17 protein-coding genes are annotated in these 21,450 nt (G+C 63.6%); 7 read left to right on the top strand and 10 right to left on the bottom strand.

Features of this window, described 5'->3' with window-relative positions; genetic code table 11:
- The first annotated feature begins 162 nt into the window (after nt 1–162).
- Nucleotides 163–489: a hypothetical protein gene (locus DBR47_RS00085; protein ID WP_197046782.1), complete on the top strand. Its 327-nt coding sequence runs from the start codon at nt 163–165 to the stop codon at nt 487–489.
- A 49-nt stretch (nt 490–538) separates the two neighbouring features.
- On the opposite strand, the gene clsB is transcribed toward DBR47_RS00085, so the two are convergent.
- Genes clsB through nudB form a run of 3 tightly spaced genes read right to left on the bottom strand, consistent with a single transcriptional unit; the run spans nt 539 to nt 3,176 of the window.
- On the bottom strand, nt 539–1,855 hold the full coding sequence (clsB, locus tag DBR47_RS00080; protein WP_231512055.1) for a cardiolipin synthase ClsB: 1,317 nt from the start codon (nt 1,853–1,855) through the stop codon (nt 539–541).
- Nucleotides 1,852–2,679: an endonuclease/exonuclease/phosphatase family protein gene (locus DBR47_RS00075; protein WP_124445972.1), complete on the bottom strand. Its 828-nt coding sequence runs from the start codon at nt 2,677–2,679 to the stop codon at nt 1,852–1,854. Before DBR47_RS00075 ends, clsB begins: the two co-directional genes overlap by 4 nt.
- A complete protein-coding gene (gene nudB / locus DBR47_RS00070; protein ID WP_124445971.1) occupies nt 2,676–3,176 on the bottom strand; it encodes a dihydroneopterin triphosphate diphosphatase in 501 nt (166 codons plus the stop codon). Before nudB ends, DBR47_RS00075 begins: the two co-directional genes overlap by 4 nt.
- A gap of 166 nt (nt 3,177–3,342) precedes the next feature.
- Here nudB and DBR47_RS00065 point away from each other — a divergent pair, with 166 nt between their 5' ends.
- Entirely contained in the window at nt 3,343–6,813 is a 3,471-nt protein-coding gene (locus tag DBR47_RS00065; RefSeq protein ID WP_124445970.1) for a PAS domain S-box protein, read from the top strand.
- Here the strand turns inward: DBR47_RS00065 and DBR47_RS00060 are convergent.
- Nucleotides 6,810–7,544 (bottom strand): Crp/Fnr family transcriptional regulator, encoded by a 735-nt coding sequence (locus tag DBR47_RS00060; RefSeq protein ID WP_197046781.1) that lies wholly within the window; start codon nt 7,542–7,544, stop codon nt 6,810–6,812. The two genes, DBR47_RS00065 and DBR47_RS00060, sit on opposite strands and share 4 nt — an antisense overlap.
- 104 nt (nt 7,545–7,648) lie before the next feature.
- Between DBR47_RS00060 and DBR47_RS00055 the strand changes: the two genes are divergently transcribed.
- Nucleotides 7,649–9,076: a hypothetical protein gene (locus DBR47_RS00055; protein ID WP_197046780.1), complete on the top strand. Its 1,428-nt coding sequence runs from the start codon at nt 7,649–7,651 to the stop codon at nt 9,074–9,076.
- Nucleotides 9,077–9,149: 73 nt separating this feature from the next.
- Here DBR47_RS00055 and aspS read toward each other — a convergent pair whose 3' ends face one another.
- The 6 genes from aspS to DBR47_RS00025 form a co-directional block, all read right to left on the bottom strand.
- Nucleotides 9,150–10,949: an aspartate--tRNA ligase gene (gene aspS / locus DBR47_RS00050; RefSeq protein WP_124445968.1), complete on the bottom strand. Its 1,800-nt coding sequence runs from the start codon at nt 10,947–10,949 to the stop codon at nt 9,150–9,152.
- A 139-nt stretch (nt 10,950–11,088) separates the two neighbouring features.
- Entirely contained in the window at nt 11,089–11,742 is a 654-nt protein-coding gene (locus tag DBR47_RS00045) for a DUF502 domain-containing protein (RefSeq protein WP_124445967.1), read from the bottom strand.
- A 39-nt stretch (nt 11,743–11,781) separates the two neighbouring features.
- A complete protein-coding gene (locus tag DBR47_RS00040) occupies nt 11,782–12,105 on the bottom strand; it encodes an FmdB family zinc ribbon protein (protein ID WP_124445966.1) in 324 nt (107 codons plus the stop codon).
- A 140-nt stretch (nt 12,106–12,245) separates the two neighbouring features.
- Nucleotides 12,246–13,700, bottom strand: a complete 1,455-nt coding sequence (locus DBR47_RS00035; protein ID WP_124445965.1) for a sodium:solute symporter family protein — start codon at nt 13,698–13,700, stop codon at nt 12,246–12,248.
- 126 nt (nt 13,701–13,826) lie between these two features.
- Nucleotides 13,827–15,383: a ubiquinone biosynthesis regulatory protein kinase UbiB gene (gene ubiB / locus DBR47_RS00030; RefSeq protein WP_124445964.1), complete on the bottom strand. Its 1,557-nt coding sequence runs from the start codon at nt 15,381–15,383 to the stop codon at nt 13,827–13,829.
- On the bottom strand, nt 15,380–15,844 hold the full coding sequence (locus DBR47_RS00025; RefSeq protein ID WP_124445963.1) for a hypothetical protein: 465 nt from the start codon (nt 15,842–15,844) through the stop codon (nt 15,380–15,382). The genes ubiB and DBR47_RS00025 overlap by 4 nt, the downstream gene beginning before the upstream one ends.
- Nucleotides 15,845–16,134: 290 nt before the next feature.
- On the opposite strand from DBR47_RS00025, the gene DBR47_RS00020 reads away from it, so the two are divergent.
- The 4 genes from DBR47_RS00020 (at nt 16,135) to DBR47_RS00005 (ending at nt 21,359) form a co-directional block, all read left to right on the top strand.
- Complete coding sequence (locus DBR47_RS00020) at nt 16,135–17,523, top strand: undecaprenyl-phosphate glucose phosphotransferase (RefSeq protein WP_148090405.1); 1,389 nt, start codon at nt 16,135–16,137, stop codon at nt 17,521–17,523.
- Between the two features lie 67 nt (nt 17,524–17,590).
- Complete coding sequence (locus DBR47_RS00015; protein ID WP_124445962.1) at nt 17,591–18,838, top strand: hypothetical protein; 1,248 nt, start codon at nt 17,591–17,593, stop codon at nt 18,836–18,838.
- Nucleotides 18,839–18,850: 12 nt separating this feature from the next.
- A complete protein-coding gene (galE, locus tag DBR47_RS00010; RefSeq protein ID WP_124445961.1) occupies nt 18,851–19,888 on the top strand; it encodes a UDP-glucose 4-epimerase GalE in 1,038 nt (345 codons plus the stop codon).
- Between the two features lie 25 nt (nt 19,889–19,913).
- A complete protein-coding gene (locus DBR47_RS00005) occupies nt 19,914–21,359 on the top strand; it encodes a mannose-1-phosphate guanylyltransferase/mannose-6-phosphate isomerase (RefSeq protein WP_231512054.1) in 1,446 nt (481 codons plus the stop codon).
- The last annotated feature ends 91 nt before the right edge of the window (nt 21,360–21,450 follow it).

Here is a 21,450-nt window from a genome sequence, read left to right as displayed (position 1 = left end):
CCGGGATTGGGGTTCCGTTGAGGGGCACAGAAACTGAAAGTCCAAGCGAGAGGTAGCGCGATATGTCTGCCACCTTTCGTCAAAAAAGCAGGCATTCCGCAAAACGGCGGCTCAAGGAGATCACCCATGCACCACGGCTCGTGCCACTGCGGCGCAGTTCGGATGAAGCTGCCCTCGACGCCGGTGGTCGGCACCGATTGCAATTGCTCGCTCTGCCGCCGCATTGGCGGGCCCTGGGTCTACTTCGAGTTCGGCACGGTGGAGATCGAGGGCCATCCAGCAGAAACCGCCGCCTACGTCTGGGGCGACAAGACGCTGAGAACCATTCATTGCAAAACCTGTGGCTGCGTCACCCACTGGGAGCCCTTGGACCCGACACCTGGCTGCAAGCATGGCGTCAATCTTGGCAACTTCGATCCCGCGCTCATCGCTTCTGTTCGAGTGCGCAAATTCGATGGCGCCGATACCTGGCAGTTCATGGACGAATGAGTGACCCTGCTGTCCAAGTTTGCCCAAGGTCTTCCTCAGACGTGGCGCTTCAGTACCGCCCCGTTGCACCCGCTACGCGCAGATAAACATAAGCGCCCCAGGCCACCAGGGCGCGGCGCAGCATGCCGATCAGGCCGCTGCCGCCCAGATTCTTCAGCTCCACCTGGCGCGACACGGCCAGGGCGGCGGCGAACTGCGCCGCCACGGTCTGCGCAAACGGGGCGTCGCGCACGATCACATTGGCCTCCAGATTGAGCAGCAGGGAGAGTGGGTCGATATTGGAGCTACCCACCGTGGCCCAGCCCTGGTCCACCACCCCCACCTTGGCATGCAGATAGGCGGGCGTGTACTCAAAAATCTGCACCCCATGGCCTAACAACTCCGCATAAAGAGCTTGGGCGGCCATGCCGGCGATGCGGTAGTCCAGCTTGCCCTGCAGCAGCAGGCGCACCTGCACACCGCGCCGGGCGGCGTCGCGCAAGGCGCGGCGAAAGGCTCGGCCGGGGTAGAAGTAAGGCGTGATCAACTCGACCTGATGCTGGGCCCCGCGTATGGCTTCGATATAAGCTCGCTCGATGGTGCGGCGTTGGCGCAGGTTGTCGCGCAGCACAAATGCAGCGCAAACCGGGGGCTGGTCTAGCGGCTGCGCCTCTTGCTGGCGGCGGCCGGCGGCACGCGGCATGCGCAGGCGTTCAGCCAGGCGGCGCAGTCGCGCTACAGGCTCGGGGCTGCGCACCAGGGCGCGCAACTCCTCACCAAAATCGCGGCCCAGCCAGGCGCGCGTCCAGACCGCCCGGGCGGCCTGGGCCACGCCATGCACGATGGGGCCGCGCAGGCTGACGGCAAAGTCCAGGCGGGGTTGGTCGGTCGGGCCTTTGTTGATGTCGATGCGGTCATCAACGATATTGATGCCGCCCACAAAGCCTTGCAGGCCGTCCACCACACATAACTTTTGATGCAAGCGACGCAGCTGGCCGGGCTGCAACCAGCGCCACCAGCGGTCAATCGGCCGAAACACCGCCAAGGCCACATGCGAGCCGGCAAAAACCTCGCGCAACCAGGGCAGGCTGGCTTTGGAGCCGAAGCCGTCCACCACCACCCGCACCCGCACGCCGCGCGCGGCCGCGGCCAGCAGGGCCTGGGCCAGATCACGGCCGGCCACATCGTCGTTGAAGATGTAAGTGGCGAGCCAGACCTCGTGCAAAGCATGGGTGATGGCCTCGTTCTGCAGCGGGAACAACTCATCGCCTCCACGCAGCAGCTGGACCTCGTTGCCGCCCTGGTAGCTGGCGCCATGCGGCGCATGCCAGGTCGCCAAGGCCTCGGCCTCGGACAGCTCGTGGCCCGTGGGGCTGTCTTGGCTCACGGTGACTCCAGCGCCAGCTCGGCCAGCAAGGGCAGGTGGTCCGACATACGGGCCCAGGCCGGGCCCTTGGGCACCTGCAGATTCACGCAGCGCAGGCCGCGGATGTAGATGCGGTCCAGCGAGAAAAAAGGCATGCGCGAGGGAAAAGTGGCCAGGCGTGAGCGCCCGTCCGGCATGCTGGCCCGGCTCAGTCCATGGGCGCGCATGGGGGCATCCAGGCGCTCGCCCCAATCATTGAAGTCCCCCGCCACCACCAGCAGGGCCTCGGGCGGCACATGCTTGTGCACATACTCGACCAGACGCTGCACCTGGCGCAGGCGGCCGCTGTGCATCAGGCCCAGATGGGCGACCACCGTGTGCAACTCGCGGCCCTGCCACATCACCGGCACATGCAAAAGCCCGCGCTGCTCGAAGCGGTGGTCGGACACATCGTGGTGCCCCACATCGCCCAGCGGCCAGCGCGAGAGCAAGGCATTGCCATGCTCACCATGCTTGGTGACGGCATTGGTGCGGTAAGCCACCTCATAGCCATCGGGTGCCAAAAACTCGGCCTGGCCCTGCTCGGGCCAGCCAAAAAAGGTGCGCTGGAACTGCTGGGCCTCGCGGTGATGGAATTGCCGAACCTCTTGCAAAAACACCAGATCGGCCTTCAGCGCCTCCACCCCCAGGCTGAGGTTGTGGATCTCCAGGCGCTTTTGCGGCCCGACGCCGCGCACGCCTTTGTGGATGTTGTAGGTGGCCACGCGCAGATGCGGACTGGCATCCTGGGCTGGGGTGGCGCCACTTGGGCTCAAGCTCGCGTTCAGGGCGGGACTGCTGCTCATGGGGTGATGGCTTGACTCGGGCTCGGGTGGGTCACAAAACGCGGCAGCTGCAAAATCGCCTCGGCGTTGGAAGGCGAGAAGCACAGGTCGGCCGCCTCGCGCCAGGGCAGCCAGCGGTATTGCAGATGCTCGCGTGGCGCCAGACGCACCGGCGTGTCGGCCGCCACGGTGAGGCCGAATACATGCTCGGTGTTGTGGGTCACGCCGGGTGCATAACGGTGCCGCCAGACGGGGTAAATCTCGTAATGGTTGGCCAAGCCCCAGTCGCGCAAATCGCCCGCACTGATGCCGGTTTCTTCCAGCACCTCGCGCTGGGCCGTCAGCCGCGGCGCTTCGTCCAGATGATCTTTGGAGCCGGTCACGCTTTGCCAAAAGCCCGGCCGATCGGCCCGCTCCAGCATCAAAACCTGCAGCTCGGGCGTGTGGATCACCACCAGCACCGACTCGGGGATCTTGTAGCTGGGATTCAGGGCACTGGGTTCAATTCTGACGCTCATGCCCAAAGCATAGCCTCTTTGATGCCGCCCACCTGCAGCCAAGGCGGCGCAACAAGGCGGCTGAAATTCCGACGTATTTCACATCGGCGCCAATCCGCAACAGCGGCCTCGCCTAGCGCGGGACTTACGCGGTATCCTGGGCGCCGAGCAAAGGCCTGAAGAGCACATGAAACTGCTGCCTCGTATCGTCGTCAGCATCATCCTGCCCATTCTGTTGACGGCAGCTTCCACGCTCTATCTGGCCATACATTTGCTGCAACGCTCGCTCAGCGAAGAGGTCGAAGAGCGGGCCCGCGCCACCCTCAATCAAAGCGTGGCCCGTCTCAATCTGGGGCTGGAAGACGCCTTGGACACCATGCGCATCCTGGCCCGTAGCGAGGGCCTGGCCGGGCCCCAGGCGGGGCTACGCAACGAGGCCATGCAGCGCTGGCGCGGCAGCACCGAGCGCTTCGAGAACTTTTTCTTCTTTGACCAGCAAGAGCGCATGCACAGCGGCGCCGAGCTGCCCGACCCCGATATGCAGGATCAGCTCCAGCCCCTGCTCAATCAACTCAACCCCAGCTATTCCGCCCCGGTATTCAGCGAGGACACGGGCGAGCTGGTGATGCTGGTGATGAATCCGGTCTACGCCGGTCAGGGCGCCAAAGTAGGCACCTTGGCCGGCAGCATGAAGCTGGAGCAGTTGCTGTCCTTCACCATCGGCAACAACACCCAGCGTGACGCTCACCTGATGGTCTTGGACAAGACCGGCCGCCTGCTGGCCGGCGGCCTGGGCGAGCCGGGTGAGGCCTTGCAAGCGCCCAAGGCCGCCAGTGCGCCCCAGGCGGCGGCCCTGATCCAGGCCCTGGGGCCGGCCCAGCTGGCGATGACAAAGATGGCGCGCATCGAGATCGACGATGTGGCCTGGCGCGCCTTGCAGGTGCGTGTGCCCGAGCTGGAATGGCGGGTGATTTACGCCCTGCCCGAGCGCAGCCTGTTCGCCCGCGCCCTGGAGCAGCAGCGCTTGGGCTTGCTGGCCCTGCTGGCCTGCACCTTGCTCGCCTTGGCCGGTGCGGCGATGACGCGCCGCGTGGTCGTGCGGCCCCTGCGCCAGCTGCGCCAGGCCCATGCGGCCTTGCAAGCCGGGCAGAAAGAGGCCCGCGCGCCGGTCGTGGGCAATGACGAGATCAGCGAGCTGGCCCGCTCCTTCAATCACATGGCGCAGTCGCTGGCGGCGACCGAGGAGCGCTTTCGGCTGATGTTCGAGGTCTTCCCCCATCCGGTCAGCCTGATCCGGGTGTCGGACGGCCGCTATCTGGACATCAACCCCGCGTTTGAGCGCCTGGTGGGGGTGGACCGGCAACAGGCCCGCCAGCACGGGCCGCGCGACTTCCACCTGATCAGCTCCCAGCAAGACCTGCAGGCCCAACACGAATTGCTGCTGCAGACCGGCCGGGTCGACGGGCTCAGCAGCCAGATCCAGAACGCCCAGGGCGAGACGCGCTGGCTGCTGTTTTCCTCGCGCCTGATCGAGCTGGACGAGGAGCGGCTCATCCTCTCGGTGGCCACCGACATCACCGCGCTCAAGCAGGTGGAAAGCCAGCTGCAGCAAAGCGAGCAAAGCTTCACCGCCTTGTTTGAATCGGCCCCCGTGCCGATGGCGCGCTCGCCCCTGAGCGAGCAGCTGAGCCAGACCTTTTGGAACCGCGCCTGGTATGACTGCTTTGGTTATGCGCCGGGCAGCTGCGATGGGCGCGGCGGCCTGTTGTTCAATTTCTGGGAGGACCCGCAGGCACGCAGCGGCTTCATTGCCGATCTGGTGCGCGATCAGGTGGTGGTGGGCCGCGAGGCCTTGCTGCGCCATGCCGACGGCTCGGTCAAGATTTGCGAGGTCTCGGGACGTTACCTTGACGTGCAGGGCGAGCGCATCATTCTGACCAGCTATCTGGATGTGACCGAGAGTCGCCTCTCCGAACAAGCCCTGCGCGATAGCGAGCAACGATTCCGCCAGCTGTTCGAGAGCGCGCCGGTGCCCCTGATGCATGCGGCCGAAGATGGCCGCATCCTGGCCCTCAACCAGCAATGGGTGCAGTTGCTGGGCTTCACCATGGACGACATCCCGACGGTCACCGAATGGTGGCTGCTGGCCTATCCGGATGAACAAATCAGGCGCAGCACCCGCCGGATCTGGCAAGAACGCATCGAGGCCGCGCGCCTGCGCGACGGCAGAATCGCCACGCTCAAGGTGGAGCTGCGCGCCAAGGACGGGCGCCCGCTGACCAATATCGTGGGCGGCATCTGGGTCGGCGACAGCCTGCTGGTGAGCTTTTTTGACATCACCGAAAACGAGCAGGCCGCCGCCGCCGTGCGCCTGAGCCGCCAGCAGCTGCTGACCAATCTGGAGAACACGCCGGCCGTCTCGGTGCAGTGGTATGACGAGCAGGGCCGGGTGCTGTACTGGAACCCCGCCTCGCAAGCCCTGTTCGGCCCCAGCAGCCATGAGATCCTGGGCCGCACCCTGGAAGAGGTCGGCCTGCTGGATGCGCAGGAGGCCCAGGACTTCATGGGCCATCTGCAAAAGATACGCAGCAGCGGCGAGGCCGTGGGGCCGCTGGAGCTGCAGCTGCACCATCGCGATGGCAGCCGCCCCTGGGTCATGGCCACCCTCTTCGCCATGCCCCTGCCCGAGGGACGCATGGGCTTTGTCTGCATGGATGTGGACATCAGCCACCGCAAGCAGGTCGAGGCCGAGCTGGGCGAGCTCAACGCCCAGCTGGAACTGCGGGTGGCCGCCCGCACGCAAGAACTGGCCAAGCGCAATGGCGAGCTGGACCAGGCCTTGCACCATCTGCAACACACCCAGGGCGAACTGGTGCGCGCCGAGAAGCTGGCCTCGCTGGGCCGCCTGGTGGCCGGCGTGGCCCATGAGCTGAACACGCCGATTGGCAATGCCCTGCTGATGGCCAGCACCTTGAGCGACAAGCAGCAGCAGTTCGAGACCAGCTTGCAGGCCGGCTTGCGGCGCAGCACGCTGAGCGACTTCCTGGTCACCTTGCGCGAGGCCAGCGATATGTTGGACGCCAGCCTGCGCCGGGCCAATGAGTTGATCAGCAGCTTCAAGCAGGTGGCGGTGAATCAGTCCAGCCACCAACGCCGCGACTTCGATCTGCGTGCGGTGCTGCACGAGACGGCGCTGAGCCTAGGCCCCAGCCTGCGCCGCAGCGGCGTGCGTCTGCATGAAGAGGTGCCCGAGGGCATCACCCTGCAGAGCTACCCTGGCCCGCTGATCCAGGTGCTGATGAACATCATCAACAACGCCGTGCTGCATGCTTACGCGCCGGGCCAGGGCGGGGTGATCCACATCAGCGCTCAAACCCTGGCCGAGGGCTGGGTGAGGCTGGACTTGCAAGACGATGGCTGCGGCATGCCGCCCGAACATCTGGCCCGGGTGTTCGACCCCTTCTTCACCACCAAGCTGGGCCAGGGTGGTTCGGGCCTGGGCCTGCACATCGTCTACAACCTAGTGACCGGCCCGCTGGGCGGCCGCATCGCAATCAGCAGCGAGCTGGGCCAGGGCACGCGGGTCAGCCTGGAGTTGCCGCTCAACGCGCCGCAAGAAGTCGAAGTACCGGCAGCGGCAGCCACATCGGCAAGCTAAGGCAACTCCTGCTCGGTGAAGGCCGCCAGGGCGGCCATATCGTCGATGTCATAACGCCCATAGGAGACGCGCAACAGCTGGCGGCGCTCCAGATTGCGCAACAAGGTGTTGGCAGACTGGCGCGAGCAGCGGGCCAGGCGGGCCAGGGCCTGCTGGGTGCTCAGCAAGCTGGCGCGATTGCCCTCCACACTGCCGTTGGCACGCGCCAGCACATGCAGCAGGCGCGCCATGCGCTGCTCCGGCGCCAGCATGACGGATTGGCCCGTCCACTCCATCAGCAGGCGCAGACGCACGCCGATGGCCTCGATGATGGACGGGAAGATCTGCGGGTGCTGCTGGCCGGCCTGTCGCACGGCCGAGGTCGGCAAGGCCAGGCAGCGCAGCTGAGCCGAGCTGACGAAATCATGCTCGGGCGCCTGCTCGGCAAAACAGGCCACCCAGGTGACCCAGCCGCCCGGGCCCACATCGATCAGGGCCGCCTCTTCGCCCGCCGCGCTGCGCGCCATGATTTCGATATGCCCGTGCAAAACCAGGCGCAGCCAGACCAGGGGCTGATCGGCGGCATTGAGCAAGGTCTTGCAGTCGTAGGACTCCAGGCGCGACACGGCGGCCAGCCGGGCCCGCGCGGACTCGGGCAAAAGGCCAAAGATGGGGGACTGGGCCAGCAAGGCCTCGACATCGACGGGCGCGGCTTGCGGCGCTTGTTTTGCGGCAGGACTAGGACTAACCATGAGAACGGCGACAGACCTTTGTCTGAATCCGGACAAACACCGGCTGGCGGGAATCCTAGCATTGCAGCGAGACCCCATGAGACAGGGGCAAACAGGAAGAACCAATGAAATTCAAGCCCTTCAGCCCAGCCTTGAAACCAGCCGCCTCAGGCCTTGCCGCGGCCCTCTTGAGCCTCTTAGGCCTGGCGACGCCGCCGAGCCAAGCGCAAAGCGCGGCGCCCGCCTCGGCCCCCCTCGTGACGAGCAGTGCCGACCCCATCCCGGGCCCGCGCGACTGCTTCTGGGCCCGCGGCCCGGCCAGCGCCGACCCCTATCTGAACATCGCCTACCCCGACGCCGCCACCTATTACTGGGCGGCGGTGTTCAGCGTACCGGCCGGCGCCAAGCTGCGTCTGGAAGGCAAGTTTGCGCACTCACGCTATATGTCCTTCATCAGCTATGACGGCGCCGGCCGACCCATCGAGTCGGTGGCGGACTATCTGATCCAACCCCTGCCCGGCTCCAGCAACCCATTCCTGGAAGGCGCCGACCGCAAGAGCACGCAGCGCAGCTACAGCCTGGAAGTGCTGGACGCCGCGCCCCCGGCCGGCATAAAGACGGGCATGAACTTGGTCGGCGAGCACCGGGCCCAGCTGCATGCGCCGCGCTATGGCGGCGGCCCTGGCCAGCAGGCGGTGCTCTACCGCATCTACGCGGGGGACAAGGGCACGGACGAGAGCGCCGGTGTTGGCCTGCCCACGCCGGTGCTGACCCTGGCCGATGGCCGTGAGTTGCGCGGCTCGCAAACATGCCAGGCCTTGCGCACCCGCCAGCCCCTGCAGCTAGACGCCGCCGCCATGGCCGTGCCCATGGACAAGTATTACGAACTGCTGAAGGAGGCGGCCAAAAAGTCGCCCTTCTTCCCCGCCACCAACCCGCCCACCTGGCACCAGCAGCTGGACCGCCAGGCGCTTTACGACATTTACACGGGCAAACCGCCGGCCGCGGACGCACGCCGCAGCGAGGGCGGTTTCTATCCCAATCTAGACAATCAATACATCCGCACCATCGTCAACCGCAAGCTGGGCAAGGTGCTGGTCGTGCGCGGCAAGGCGCCGACCACGCCGCGTACCTTGAACGGCGACGCCAAGATGGGCACGGGCGAGTTGCGCTACTGGTCCTTCTGCTCCAACCAGGGCTTTGCCAACACCCGGGTCAATGCCTGTGTGCATGACGAGGCCATCCCCGTCGGGCCGGACGGTTACTACACCCTGGTGCTGAGCCGCAAGGCCGACCGGCCGCGCAATGCCATCCCACAGTGCGGCGTCAGCTGGCTGCCGATGGCGGACGACGGTGACGGCGCGGTGGACGAGGATGTGACCGTGCTGCAGCTGCGCCATATGCTGGGCACGCAGAACTTCAAGCACTCGGTGCAGGCGATCGGCAAGCCCGGTGATGAAGCCAAGGACATGGGTGAGTACTTCCCGCGCGGCAGCTATATCTCCACCTCGGCGTTTGAGATTGCCGTGCCTTGCTTGTTGGAAAAACGTTAAGCCCGAGCGGGTCTAAACAAAAAAGGGGTGCCTCGCGGCACCCCTTTTGCATGGCAGCTGAATCGCTAGCGAATCAGGCCGCGGGCGTGGCGGCCACGGCGTTGCGCAGGCGGATGTGCAGCTCGCGCAGCTGCTTGTCATCGACGTTAGACGGAGCACCGGTCAGCAGGCACTGGGCGCGCTGGGTCTTGGGGAAGGCGATCACGTCGCGGATGGACTCGGCCTTGGTCATCATGGTGACGATGCGGTCCAGACCGAAGGCCAGGCCACCGTGCGGAGGCGCGCCGTACTGCAGGGCTTCCAGCAGGAAGCCGAACTTTTCTTGCGCGTCTTCGGCGCTGATGTTCAGGGCGCTGAAGACCTTGCTCTGCACCTCGGCCTTGTGGATACGCACCGAGCCACCGCCCAGCTCCCAGCCGTTCAAGACCATGTCGTAGGCCTTGGCGATGCAAGCACCCGGGTCGGTGACCATCAGGTCCTCATGGCCGTCCTTGGGTGCGGTGAAGGGATGGTGCACGGCGTTCCAGCGGCCACCTTCTTCGTCTTGCTCGAACATGGGGAAGTCCACCACCCACAGCGGTGCCCACACATCGTTGAACAAGCCATTGGCCTTGCCGAACTCGCTATGGCCCACCTTCAGACGCAGGGCGCCGATGGCGTCGTTGACCACCTTGGCACGGTCGGCGCCGAAGAAGATCAGGTCGCCGTCCTGAGCGCCGGTGCGGGCCAGGATGTCGGCCACGGCCTTGTCGTGCAGGTTCTTCACGATAGGCGACTGCAAGCCTTCGCGGCCCTTGGCCACTTCATTGACCTTGATCCAGGCCAGGCCCTTGGCGCCGTAAATCTTGACGAACTCGGTGTAGCTGTCGATCTCGCCACGGCTCATGGCCGCGCCGCCAGGCACGCGCAGGGCGACGACACGGCCGCCCTTGGTGGTGGCGGGGGTGGAGAAGACCTTGAAGTCCACATCGCCCATCACATCGGTCAGCTCGGTGAACTGCAGCTTGACGCGCAGATCGGGCTTGTCGGAGCCGTACAAATGCATGGCGTCCGCGTACTTCATCACCGGGTAGTCGCCCAGCTCCACATTCAGCGCCTTGCGGAAGACGTGGCGGATCATGCCCTCGAACATGGAACGAATTTCTTCTTCGCCCAGGAAGGAGGTTTCGATATCGATCTGGGTGAATTCGGGCTGGCGGTCGGCGCGCAAGTCCTCGTCACGGAAGCACTTGGTGATCTGGTAGTAGCGATCGAAGCCCGCCACCATCAGCAGCTGCTTGAACAGCTGAGGCGATTGCGGCAGCGCGAAGAACATGCCGTCATGCACACGCGAAGGCACCAGGTAGTCGCGCGCGCCTTCCGGCGTGCTCTTGGTCAGCATGGGGGTTTCGATGTCCACGAAACCATGCTCGTCCAGGAACTTGCGCACTTCCATCGCCACGCGGTAGCGCAGCATCAGGTTGTTCTGCATATAGGGGCGGCGCAGGTCCAGCACGCGATGGGTCAGACGGGTGGTTTCCGACAGGTTCTCGTCGTCCATCTGGAAGGGCGGCGTGACGCTGGCGTTCAGCACTTCCAGCTCATGGCACAGCACCTCGATCTTGCCGCTGGTGAGGTTGGCGTTCTCGGTGCCGGCGGGGCGAGCACGCACCTTGCCGATGACCTTGACGCAGAACTCGTTGCGCACTTCTTCGGCCACCTTGAACATCTCGGGGCGATCCGGGTCGCAGACGATTTGCACCAGGCCTTCGCGGTCGCGCAGGTCGATGAAGATGACGCCGCCGTGGTCACGGCGACGGTGGGCCCAGCCCATCAAGGTAACGGTTTGATCCAGCAGCTTCTCGCTGACTTGGCCGGCATAACAAGTTCTCATGTGATCACTCCAAAATTCGGTTGAAACCGCTACCGCGCATAGGCCTCAGATAGCAGGGCGGGCAGGGCAAAAAAGTCGATTCGCTTCGGCGCTTAGGAGCTGCGTTGAAAGCTCTGAGGGCTGAACACCTGCCAGGTGCTCAACCCTTCTGATTAAGCGGCACCTGCAAAGGGCGGGCGTCTTCTTCCGGCGCCACCACCCCCATCGAGATGATGTGTTTGAGCGCGGCATCCACGCTCATCTTCAGCGGCCGCACGCTGCTGCGCGGCATCATCAGAAAGAAGCCCGAGGTGGGGTTGGGCGTGGTCGGCACGTAGAGGCTGACATGCTCGCCGCCCAAGGCCTCGGCCACCTCGCCCGAGGGCTTGCCGGTGACGAAGGCGATGGTCCAGGAGCCCTGATGCGGGTACTGCACCAGCACCGCTTCGCGGAAGGCATTGCCGCTGCTGGAGAACAAGGTGTCCGACACCTGTTTGACCGAGCTGTAAATGCTTTTGACGATGGGGATGTTGGACAGCAGGCGGTCCCACTGCATCAACCACCACTGGCCAAAGATATTGGCCACAAACATGCCGGTCAGCAGCATGCCGCTGACCAGGATCAGCAGACCCAAGCCGGGCACATGACGCAGGCGCTCGATGCTCTCGGTCATGGAGGCGGGCAGCACGGCCTGCGAAGCGCTCAGCATCGAGGCGAACACGCCGTCGATCACGCCCAGCACCGAGTGCAGCACCCAGATGGTGATGGCCAGGGGCAGCCAGACCAGGAGGCCGGTGATGATGTACTTTTTCATGAACCCAATGGTTTTCACGCGGCGCTCAGGACAGCAAGCTCAGTGGCAAGCACAGGAGCCGCCACAGGCCGTGGACGGGCCGCTGCTGCTGGTGCTGCTTGCGCCGCTGTCGGAGGAGCTGCTGGCCGGGGCCGGGGCAGCCGCCGCGCCAGTGGCCGGCGCCGAAGTCGCTGCGGCACCGCCGCCCTTGAAATCGGTGGCGTACCAGCCCGAGCCCTTGAGCTGGAAGCCGGCGGCGGTGATTTGTTTGCTGAAAGCCTCGGCATGGCAGGCCGGGCAGGTGGTCAACGGGGCATCGGAGAGCTTTTGAAGCACGTCTTTGGCGTGACCGCATTCGGCGCAGCGGTAGGCGTAGATAGGCATGGCTGTTCGTGGTCCGTTAAACAAAGTCAGGGAAGTTAGCGAGGTTCGCGCGCTTCGCTAAACCCTTGATTCAAAACCGCAAATTATAGGGGGCAAGGACTGTTGCGATGCGCTAGCCGCCCTGCCCCGACCTCTTCAGCTCAAGCCTTTTGCTCGATGCCTGCCAATTTGTGGTGAGAAGCATGCACATTGCGGATGGCTTGCGGGCCCAGCGAACCCAGCAACATGCCCGCGATGCCGGCCAGGAAACCGGCCAGCTGGGCCGGGAAGACTTCACCCGCCGGGGTGTTCAGGAAAATCAACCAGGTCAACATGCCCATCACGATGGCGAAGATGGCGCCCTGGGTGCTGGCGCGCTTCCAGTACAGGCCGAAAACCAGGGGCACGAAAGCGCCGACCAGGGTCACCTGATAGGCCGCCGACACCATCTCGTAGATGGGCGTGCCCTGCAAGGCAATGGCATAGGCGCAGACGCAGACACTGAAGATCAGCACGGCGGCGCGCATGGTGCGCAGCTCTTGCTTGTCGCTGATGCGCGGGAAGAACTGACGCCAGATGTTCTCCACAAAAGTCACCGAGGGCGCCAACAGCGTGGCCGAGGCGGTGGACTTGAGGGCCGACAGCAGAGCGCCGAAGAAGATCACCTGCATGATGAAGGGCATGCGCTCCATCACCAACGTGGGGATGACTTTCTGCGGATCCTCCGCGATCAGCTGGGCAGCGCGCTCCGGCATGATGATCAGGGCGCTGGTGACCAGGAACATGGGCACAAAGGCGAACAAGATGTAGGAGAAGCCGCCGATGACCGGGCCGCGGGTGGCGGCGTACTCATCCTTGGCCGACATCACGCGCTGGAACACGTCCTGCTGCGGGATGGAGCCCAACATCATGGTGATGGCCGCCGCGATGAAGAAGACGATGTCGTGGAAGCTCGGTTCGGGCAGGAAGCGGAACAGATCCTTGCTAGTGGCCAGATCGATCACCTTGTCGGCGCCGCCGGCCATATTGCCGGCAAAGATGGCGATGGCCGAGAGGCCCACCACCAGGATGATCATCTGCATAAAGTCCGTCACCGCCACCGACCACATGCCGCCGAACAAGGTATAGGCCAGGATGGAGGCGGTGCCTATGACCATGCCCACGGGGATGCTGATGGCGCCGCCCGAGAGCAGATTGAAGACCAGGCCCAGGGCCGTGACCTGTGCCGACACCCAGCCCAGATAGGACAAGATGATGATGAAGCTGCAAATCACCTCGACCGCCCGGCCGTAGCGCTCACGGTAGTAGTCGCTGATGGTCAGCAGCGTCATGCGGTAGAGCTTGGCGGCGAAAAAGATGCCCACCAAGATCAGGCAGGTGCCGGCGCCGAAGGGGTCTTCCACCACGCCGTTCAAGCCGCTTTGCACGAACTTGGCCGGGATGCCCAACACCGTCTCCGAGCCAAACCAGGTCGCAAACGTGGTGGTGATGATCATCACCAGGGGCAAGTTGCGGCCGGCGATGGCGAAGTCCGAGGTGTTTTTGACCCGTTTGGCGGCCCAAAGCCCGATCGCGATGGTGACCAGGAGGTAGACGATGACGAGGGTCAAAAGCATGGCATCAGGCTCTTAATTGAGGCGAACAGTGGGCAAGAGGGGGAGTTCAGGCGCCGCGCGCCCGAAAAATTGGAGCGCGCGCATTATCGCCACAGAAGGCACTAAGCTCCGGCCTCGAAAACCCGATCAGAAGCCGTGTGTGCGCAGAAAGATCGTTGCCCCCAGCAGACCCAAGGTAAAGCCCACCGCCCCGTAGAGCAGGGCTTGCAGGAGCCGGTTGGTGCGGCGCTGCTCCTGAATCAGGGCCAGCATGACGGCATTGTCCTGCCGGCTGCCCTGCTGTTTGAGCGCATCGTGCAGCAGGCGCGGCAGCTCGGGGAAGAGCTGGGCATAGCGCGGCGCCTCCTTCTTGACCTGATTGATCAGGGCGCGCCACCCCACCTGCTCGTTCATCCAGCGCTCCAGAAAGGGCTTGGCCGTGGCCCAGAGATCCAGCTCGGGGTCCAACTGGCGGCCCAGACCCTCGATATTGAGCAGCGTCTTTTGCAGCAGCACCAGCTGAGGCTGAATCTCCACATTGAAGCGACGCGAGGTCTGGAACAAGCGCATCAGCACCTGGCCCAGGGAAATGTCCTTCAGCGGCCGGTCGAAATGCGGCTCGCAGACGGCCCGCACCGCGCTCTCTAGCTCGTCCACCCGCGTGCCGGCTGGCACCCAGCCCGAGGCGATGTGCAACTCGGCCACCCGCTTGTAGTCGCGCCGGAAGAAGGCGATGAAGTTCTGCGCCAGATACTCTTTGTCGACCTCGGTCAGCGTGCCGATGATGCCGAAATCCAAGGCAATGTAACGACCAAAGGTCGCCGGATTCAGGCTCACCTGGATATTGCCGGGGTGCATATCGGCGTGGAAAAAGCCGTCGCGGAAGACCTGGGTGAAGAAGATGGTGACGCCGTCCCGCGCCAGCTTGGGGATGTCGACGCCCGCATCCTTAAGCTTCTGCAACTGCGAGATCGGCACGCCGTGCATGCGCTCCATCACGATGACGTCGGAGCTGCACATATCCCACATCATCTCGGGCACCAGCACCAAATCCAGGCCGGCCATATTGCGTCGCAGCTGGGCGGCATTGGCGGCTTCGCGCACCAGGTCCAACTCATCGTGCAGATAGTTGTTGAACTCAGCCACCACCTCGCGTGGCTTCAGGCGCCGGCCATCGGCCGAGAGCCGCTCCACCCAGACGGCCACCGTGCGCAGCAAGGCCATATCGTCGTCGATGGTGTCCAGCATGCCGGGGCGCAAGACCTTGACCGCCACCTCGCGGCCGTCCTTCAGCGTCGCAAAATGCACCTGCGCGATCGAAGCGCTGGCCACAGGCTCGGCGTCAAAGCTGCCAAACAGCTCTTCCACCGGCCGGCCGAAGGCCTTCTCCACCAAGGCGCGCGACTGAGCCGCCGGGAACGGGGGCACCCGATCCTGTAGCTTGGACAACTCTTCGATGATGTCGTCCGGCACCAAATCGCGGCGGGTGGACAGCACCTGCCCAAACTTGACAAAGATGGGGCCCAGATGCTCCAGCGCCAGGCGCAGGCGCACGCCGCGCGGCTGCTCCCAGCTGCGGCCAAAGGAAACAAAACGCCTCAGTAACTGGAATCTTCGACGGCGCAGGCCAGACAAGGCCAACTCATCGAGGCCAAAACGAATAATCGTCCAGACGATGACCAGCAGGCGAGCAAAGTACCTCATGCGCCGCTGCGTCCACCCGGCTGGAAGGAAGCCGCGCCACGTGCCAGGGCAGCCAAAGCGCCTGCCACGGCCTTGGACCAGCGCGCCAGCTGGTGCGCAGGGGCGGGGCCCAGCAGGGCGGCAAGATCATCCTCAATGTCCCAGCGCAGGTTCTCCATCAACCAGTTGATCTCGCCCGCCAGGGCGGCATCCCCCTGCACCGTGACCCGCGGCTTGTCGCCGGTCAAGGCCCCCAAGGCCAGCAAGGCAGGGTTGGAAGCATCCAACTCAATCCGCAAGGCCTCGCCACCCTCGGCGGCCGCACGGAACTCCGCGCCTGGTTCATGGGCTGCCGGGATGCGCTCGAACAAGCCGGCAGGCGTGATGGCCAGGACCAGATCGGGCAGCGGGGGCAAGATCGAGGGCCAACCCTGCAAATGCACCAAGACGGAGCGTCCCGCGAAAGGTGTCAAACGTGCCATGGCGTGGCTTTCACGCGAAATGACATGATTAAGCAACAGGATTGCACGATCCTGCAGAGCAGGCGTCAAAAGAGAGAACCAGTTTTGAATCATGATCAGATTGTAGGCAGTGAAGCTACCCCGCCGAATTAGGGGGCGGGGGTGAGCAAGAGTCTTGTGGTTCTGAGCGAGAATCGGCGGCAATTTCCTGAAAAAGGAGGGGCGTGTCTGCGGATCGCTCAAAACAAACAGCAAGAATTCAACCGTGCCCCCGTGCCTGTGCGCCGAGGGCGCCAAGGAGCAAGGGATCAATGTTCGAGGATAGAAGTTACAAAAGAACGTTCTATAGCGCGCCTCAATCCGTCGAATCTCTGGTCGCAGCCTTTCTTGAGCCCGGCATCATTGTGCTGTGCTATCTGGCCGTCAACGCCTATTTTGACGAGCCCATTCTGCGCTCCAGCCTCACCCTGTGCCTGCTGGTTTTTGCCCTCACCTTCCCGGGCCGCAACCGCTTTGCTGACCACACGATCAGCGCCGTCATCGACGTCTTGGGAGCCTGGCTGGCCTTGCTGGCCATCCTCGCGCTGTGCGGCTATGCCACCAACAGCATGGGCTATTTCGAAGACCATGTGCTGCTGTGGTGGGCCGCGATCACGCCCGTGGTGCAAGTCATTGCGCTAGAGATTGGCAAACATATACGGCGCCACTTTGCTCGGGGAGCGCGCCGCGGCGCGGTCATCGTGGGCGCAGGCCCTCTGGGTGTCAAGGTGGCCCGCGCGCTGCGTGAAGGCCCAGACAAGGGCATCGACTTCCTGGGTTATTTTGATGACCGGCAGGACGACAGACTGCACGCCGATGCCTCCAGCATGTTGCTGGGCATGCTCAATGAGCTGAGTGAGTTTGTGCGCAAGAACAATGTGCGCGAGGTCTATATCACCCTGCCCCTGGGTTCGCAGCCTCGTATCGTGCAACTGCTGGAGCAGATTCAGGGGACGACAGCTTCGCTGTTCTTTGTCCCCGATGTGTTCGGCATCAGCATCATCCAGGGTCGCTTGCAGGACATGAATGGCGTGCCGGTGGTGGGCATCTGCGAAACCCCTTTCACGGGGACCAACGAGTTAGTCAAACGCATCAGCGACGTGGTGCTGGCCAGCCTGATTTTGGTGCTGATCTCGCCCATCTTGCTGGCCGTGGCCATCGGCGTGAAGCTGAGCTCTCCCGGCCCCATCATCTTCAAGCAACGCCGCAACGGCTTGGATGGCGAAGAGATCATCGTCTACAAATTCCGCTCCATGCGTGCCCAGGACAACGGCGCTGTGGTGAAGCAAGCCACCAAGGGCGATGCGCGGGTGACACCATTTGGCGCCTTCATCCGCCGCACCTCCTTGGACGAATTGCCGCAGTTCATCAACGTGCTGCAAGGCCGCATGAGCATCGTCGGCCCCCGCCCTCACGCAGTGGCGCATAACGAGGAATACCGCAAGCTGATCAAGGCCTATATGGTTCGCCACAAGGTCAAACCCGGCATCACCGGCTGGGCCCAGGTCAACGGTCTGCGCGGCGAAACCGACACCATCGACAAGATGAAGGCCCGGGTCGAACTGGATCTGGAGTATTTGCGCAACTGGTCCTTGGCCCTGGATCTGCAAATCATTGTGCGCACCGCTCGGCTGATGGTGTTTGACCGCAATGCCTACTGAAGCATTGATGACCACGCCTTCTGCCGCCCTTCCCGCGGCTCAGGGCTTGCCAACAAAAAGGACTGCCATGTCTGCCTCAAACACAAAAAGAATTCAGCGTCTGAGCGCTGCCCTGGGCTTGCTGGGCGCGGCCTGCCTCGGTAGCTCAACGGCATGGGCGGAGCAAAGCCCGTATTACTACGGCGCCTCGCTGAGCCTGAATCATGTGTCCAATATTTACCGGGCAAGCAGCAACGCCAATAGCGATGAGGTGGCAACCGTCTCGCTCTTGGGCGGCATCGATCAGCATCTGGGCCGCCAACGACTCTTCGTCGATGCGTCCGTACAAGCCAATCGCTATCGCAAGAGCAGCACCCTGAACAATCTGGGCTACAACCTCAAGGGCGGGCTGGACTGGTCCACTATCGAGCGGCTCTCAGGCACCATCAGCGCCAGCACCAGCCAAGCCCTGGCGAACTACAACGTTGATCGCAACGTTCCCCAGGTGTTTGCCAAGAACATCGAGACCAACAACCGACTAGACAGCGTGGTTCGCTTAGGTTTGGTGACCAAACTGACGCTAGAAGGTGGTTTTGGCCTGGCCCAGCGTCGCTTCACCTTGGATGAGTTCGCCCGACTGGAGTTCGACCAAAAGCGCTATTCCTTGGGGCTTTTTTACAAGCCCAGCATCGACTTGCGAATTGGCCTGGGTGTGCGAAGAACCAATACCGACTACCCCCGCTACTCAGTCGTCGACCCGAAAGCCACCCCGCTCGTTTATTTGCCTGCAGCCTATGAACGAGATGAAATCGATCTCACCGCAGATTGGGTCGTTAGTGGCAAGAGCTCCTTGTACGCGAGACTGAGCTCGGGCAAGTCCAAGCGCACCGTCGGTGGCGACAACACCTTCTCAGGCCTGACGGGTCAGCTGACTTGGAACTGGCGCCCAACGGCGCGCTGGAACATCTCGACCTCAGTAAGTCGCGACACGGGCTTGGAATCTTCTCTCTTCCAAAGCGGCCCCATCACCAGCAGCTACGACCAGGATCGCCTCACCAATGCGGTCCAGATCAATGCAAGCTACGAGCTGAGCTCAAAAGTCTCTCTCACCGGGGGTATGAGTTTCAGCAACACCGATCGCAGTCAGTCGGTGGGTGAAAACTCAGCGGCAGATTTCGACAAGGATCGCTCCTACAACCTTGGCATTAGCTGGGCCTACTCCCGCGGCATTACCCTGGGCTGCCAGCTTGGGCGGCAATCGCGTGACAGCAGCTTCCCCGGCTATGCCTATTCAGGCAACAACTACGGCTGCTACGGCCAAATCATGGTCAAGTAATTTTTGAGAACGATGTCTAAGCCCACCATTCTGCTGACCGGCGCCACCGGCTATATCGGCTCCCACACCTGGCTGGCTCTGCAAGCAGCCGGCTACTCGGTCGTGGGCGTCGACAACTTCTCCAATAGCTCGGCCGAAGTGCTGGCGCGCTTGGAGCGCTTGAGCGGCCAGACGCCTGTGTTCGAGAAAGTAGACGTTTGTGATACGGCCGCCTTGAGCGCCGTGTTTGCCCGCCATCGCCCAGCCGCCGTCGTGCACTTCGCTGCCTTCAAGGCCGTGGGTGAATCGACCGCCAAGCCGCTGGACTACTACCGCAACAATATCGGCGGCCTGATCAATACCTGCGAGCAGATGCGCCAACATGGCTGCAGCCGCATCGTCTTCAGCTCCAGCGCCACCGTCTACGGCGTGCCCGAAAAACTGCCCCTGGACGAACAGGCGGCGCTGTCGGCCGTCAACCCCTACGGCGCTACCAAGCTGATGGGCGAGACGATTCTGCGCGATTTAGGTGCCTCCGACCCGACATGGCAAACCGCGGCCCTGCGCTATTTCAACCCGGTGGGCGCGCACGAGAGTGGCCTGATCGGTGAGGACCCCAGCGGCATCCCCAACAATCTGATGCCTTACGTCGCCCAGGTCGCCGTGGGCCGCCGCGCACGCCTGCAAGTGTTCGGCAATGACTACCCCACGCATGACGGCACCGGTGTGCGGGACTACATCCATGTGCAGGATCTGGCCGAGGGCCATGTGGCGGCTCTGCGCTTCTTGCTGGCTGGCCAGGAGTCCATCACCGTCAATCTGGGCACCGGCCAGGGCTATAGCGTGCTGGACCTGGTCAAGGCCTACGAGGCCGCCAGCGGCCGCGCCGTGCCCTATGACATCGTGGCCCGTCGGGCCGGCGATGTGGCGGCCTGCTATGCCGATCCGCAAATGGCCAAGGACAAGCTGGGCTGGCAGGCCCGCCATGGCCTGGCCCGTATGTGTGAGGATAGCTGGCGTTGGCAAAGCCTGAATCCGAACGGCTTCGCAAAGTCCGAAACGACGGTCTGACAAAACAGCAAAAACAGGGACGGCAATGACAGACTCAGCAATCCAGGTTCAACCTGTCATCATGGCGGGAGGCAGCGGCACACGCTTGTGGCCGCTCTCGCGCGCCCGCTACCCCAAGCAGTTCTTGATCTTGTCCGGCAACACCAGCTTGTTTCAGCAGGCGGCTACTCGGCTGGCGGCCCTGGCGGCCCCCGATCTGAGTCTGGCCCAGCCCTTGATCGTCGGCAATGAAGAGCATCGTTTCCTGATCCTTGATCAGTTGCAGGAGGCCGGCCAAGACCCCTGTGCCGTGCTGCTGGAGCCGCTGGGCCGCAACACCGCACCGGCCTTGACGCTGGCGGCCTTGCAAGCCCTTGAGAGCGGCCAAGACCCGGTGTTGGTCGTCACGCCGGCCGATCAAACCGTCACCCAGCCCCAGGCCTTCACGGCCAGCCTGCAGCAGGCCGTGCGCTTGGCGGCCGACGGCACCATCGTCATCCTGGGCGTCAAACCCGACCGGGCCGAGACCGGCTTTGGCTATATCCACGGCCACGCCGAGGGCGAGAGCTTGGTGGTCGAGCAGTTCGTCGAGAAACCCGATGCCGCCACCGCCGAGCGTTATGTCTCAGACGGCAACTATTGCTGGAACAGCGGCATGTTTGTGCTGCGTGCCAGCCGCTGGGTTGAAGCCTTGCAGCGCTTCCGGCCGGACATCTTGACGGCGACACGTGCCGCCTTCGAGGCGCGCAAGATCGACGCCAAATTCGTCCGCCCCGGCAAGGCCGAGTTCGCCGCCATTCCTTCGGAGTCGGTGGACTATGCGGTGATGGAGCGCTGCCCCGGCAGCGATTTACCGTTGCGCATGCTGGCCCTGGATGCGGGCTGGAGCGATCTGGGCGCCTGGGACGCCGTCTGGCAAGTCTCGGACAAAGACGCCGATGGCAATGCCAGCAGGGGCGACGCCATGATTAGCGATAGCAAGAACACCCTGGTCCATGCCAGCAGCCGCCTGGTCAGCGTCGTGGGTCTGGAGAACGTGGTCGTGGTGGAAACCGCCGACGCGGTGCTGGTCAGCGACCGCGCCCGCAGCCAGGAGGTCAAACACATCGTCGCCCGCCTGGACGCCGCCAAGCGCGAGGAGCAAACCCTGCACCGCAAGGTCCATCGCCCCTGGGGCTGGTACGACAGCATCGACTCGGGCTCACGCTTCCAGGTCAAGCGCATCATGGTCAAGCCTGGCGCCACCCTGAGCCTGCAGATGCACCACCACCGCGCCGAGCATTGGATCGTGGTCTCCGGCACGGCCGAGGTCACCAACGGTGACAAAACGATTTTGTTGAGCGAGAACCAGAGCACCTACATCCCTCTGGGTCAGACTCACCGCCTGGCCAATCCCGGCAAGGTGCCGCTGGAAATCATCGAGGTCCAGTCCGGCGCCTATTTGGGCGAGGACGATATTGTTCGCTTCGATGACAGCTATGGCCGCCAGTAAGCGCTGCCAAGCCTTGTCATCTTGTCTTTCCATCAATTAAAAAGCCATCCTCTCAAGGAATTGTCATGAGCGTTTTAGCCGTCGTTGGTCT

It is taken from the genome of Paucibacter sp. KBW04, from assembly GCF_003852425.1.
Classification (GTDB): domain Bacteria; phylum Pseudomonadota; class Gammaproteobacteria; order Burkholderiales; family Burkholderiaceae_C; genus Paucibacter_A.
The sequence above is the reverse complement of the archived record's forward strand: the minus strand, read 5'-3'. Positions and strand labels throughout refer to the sequence as shown.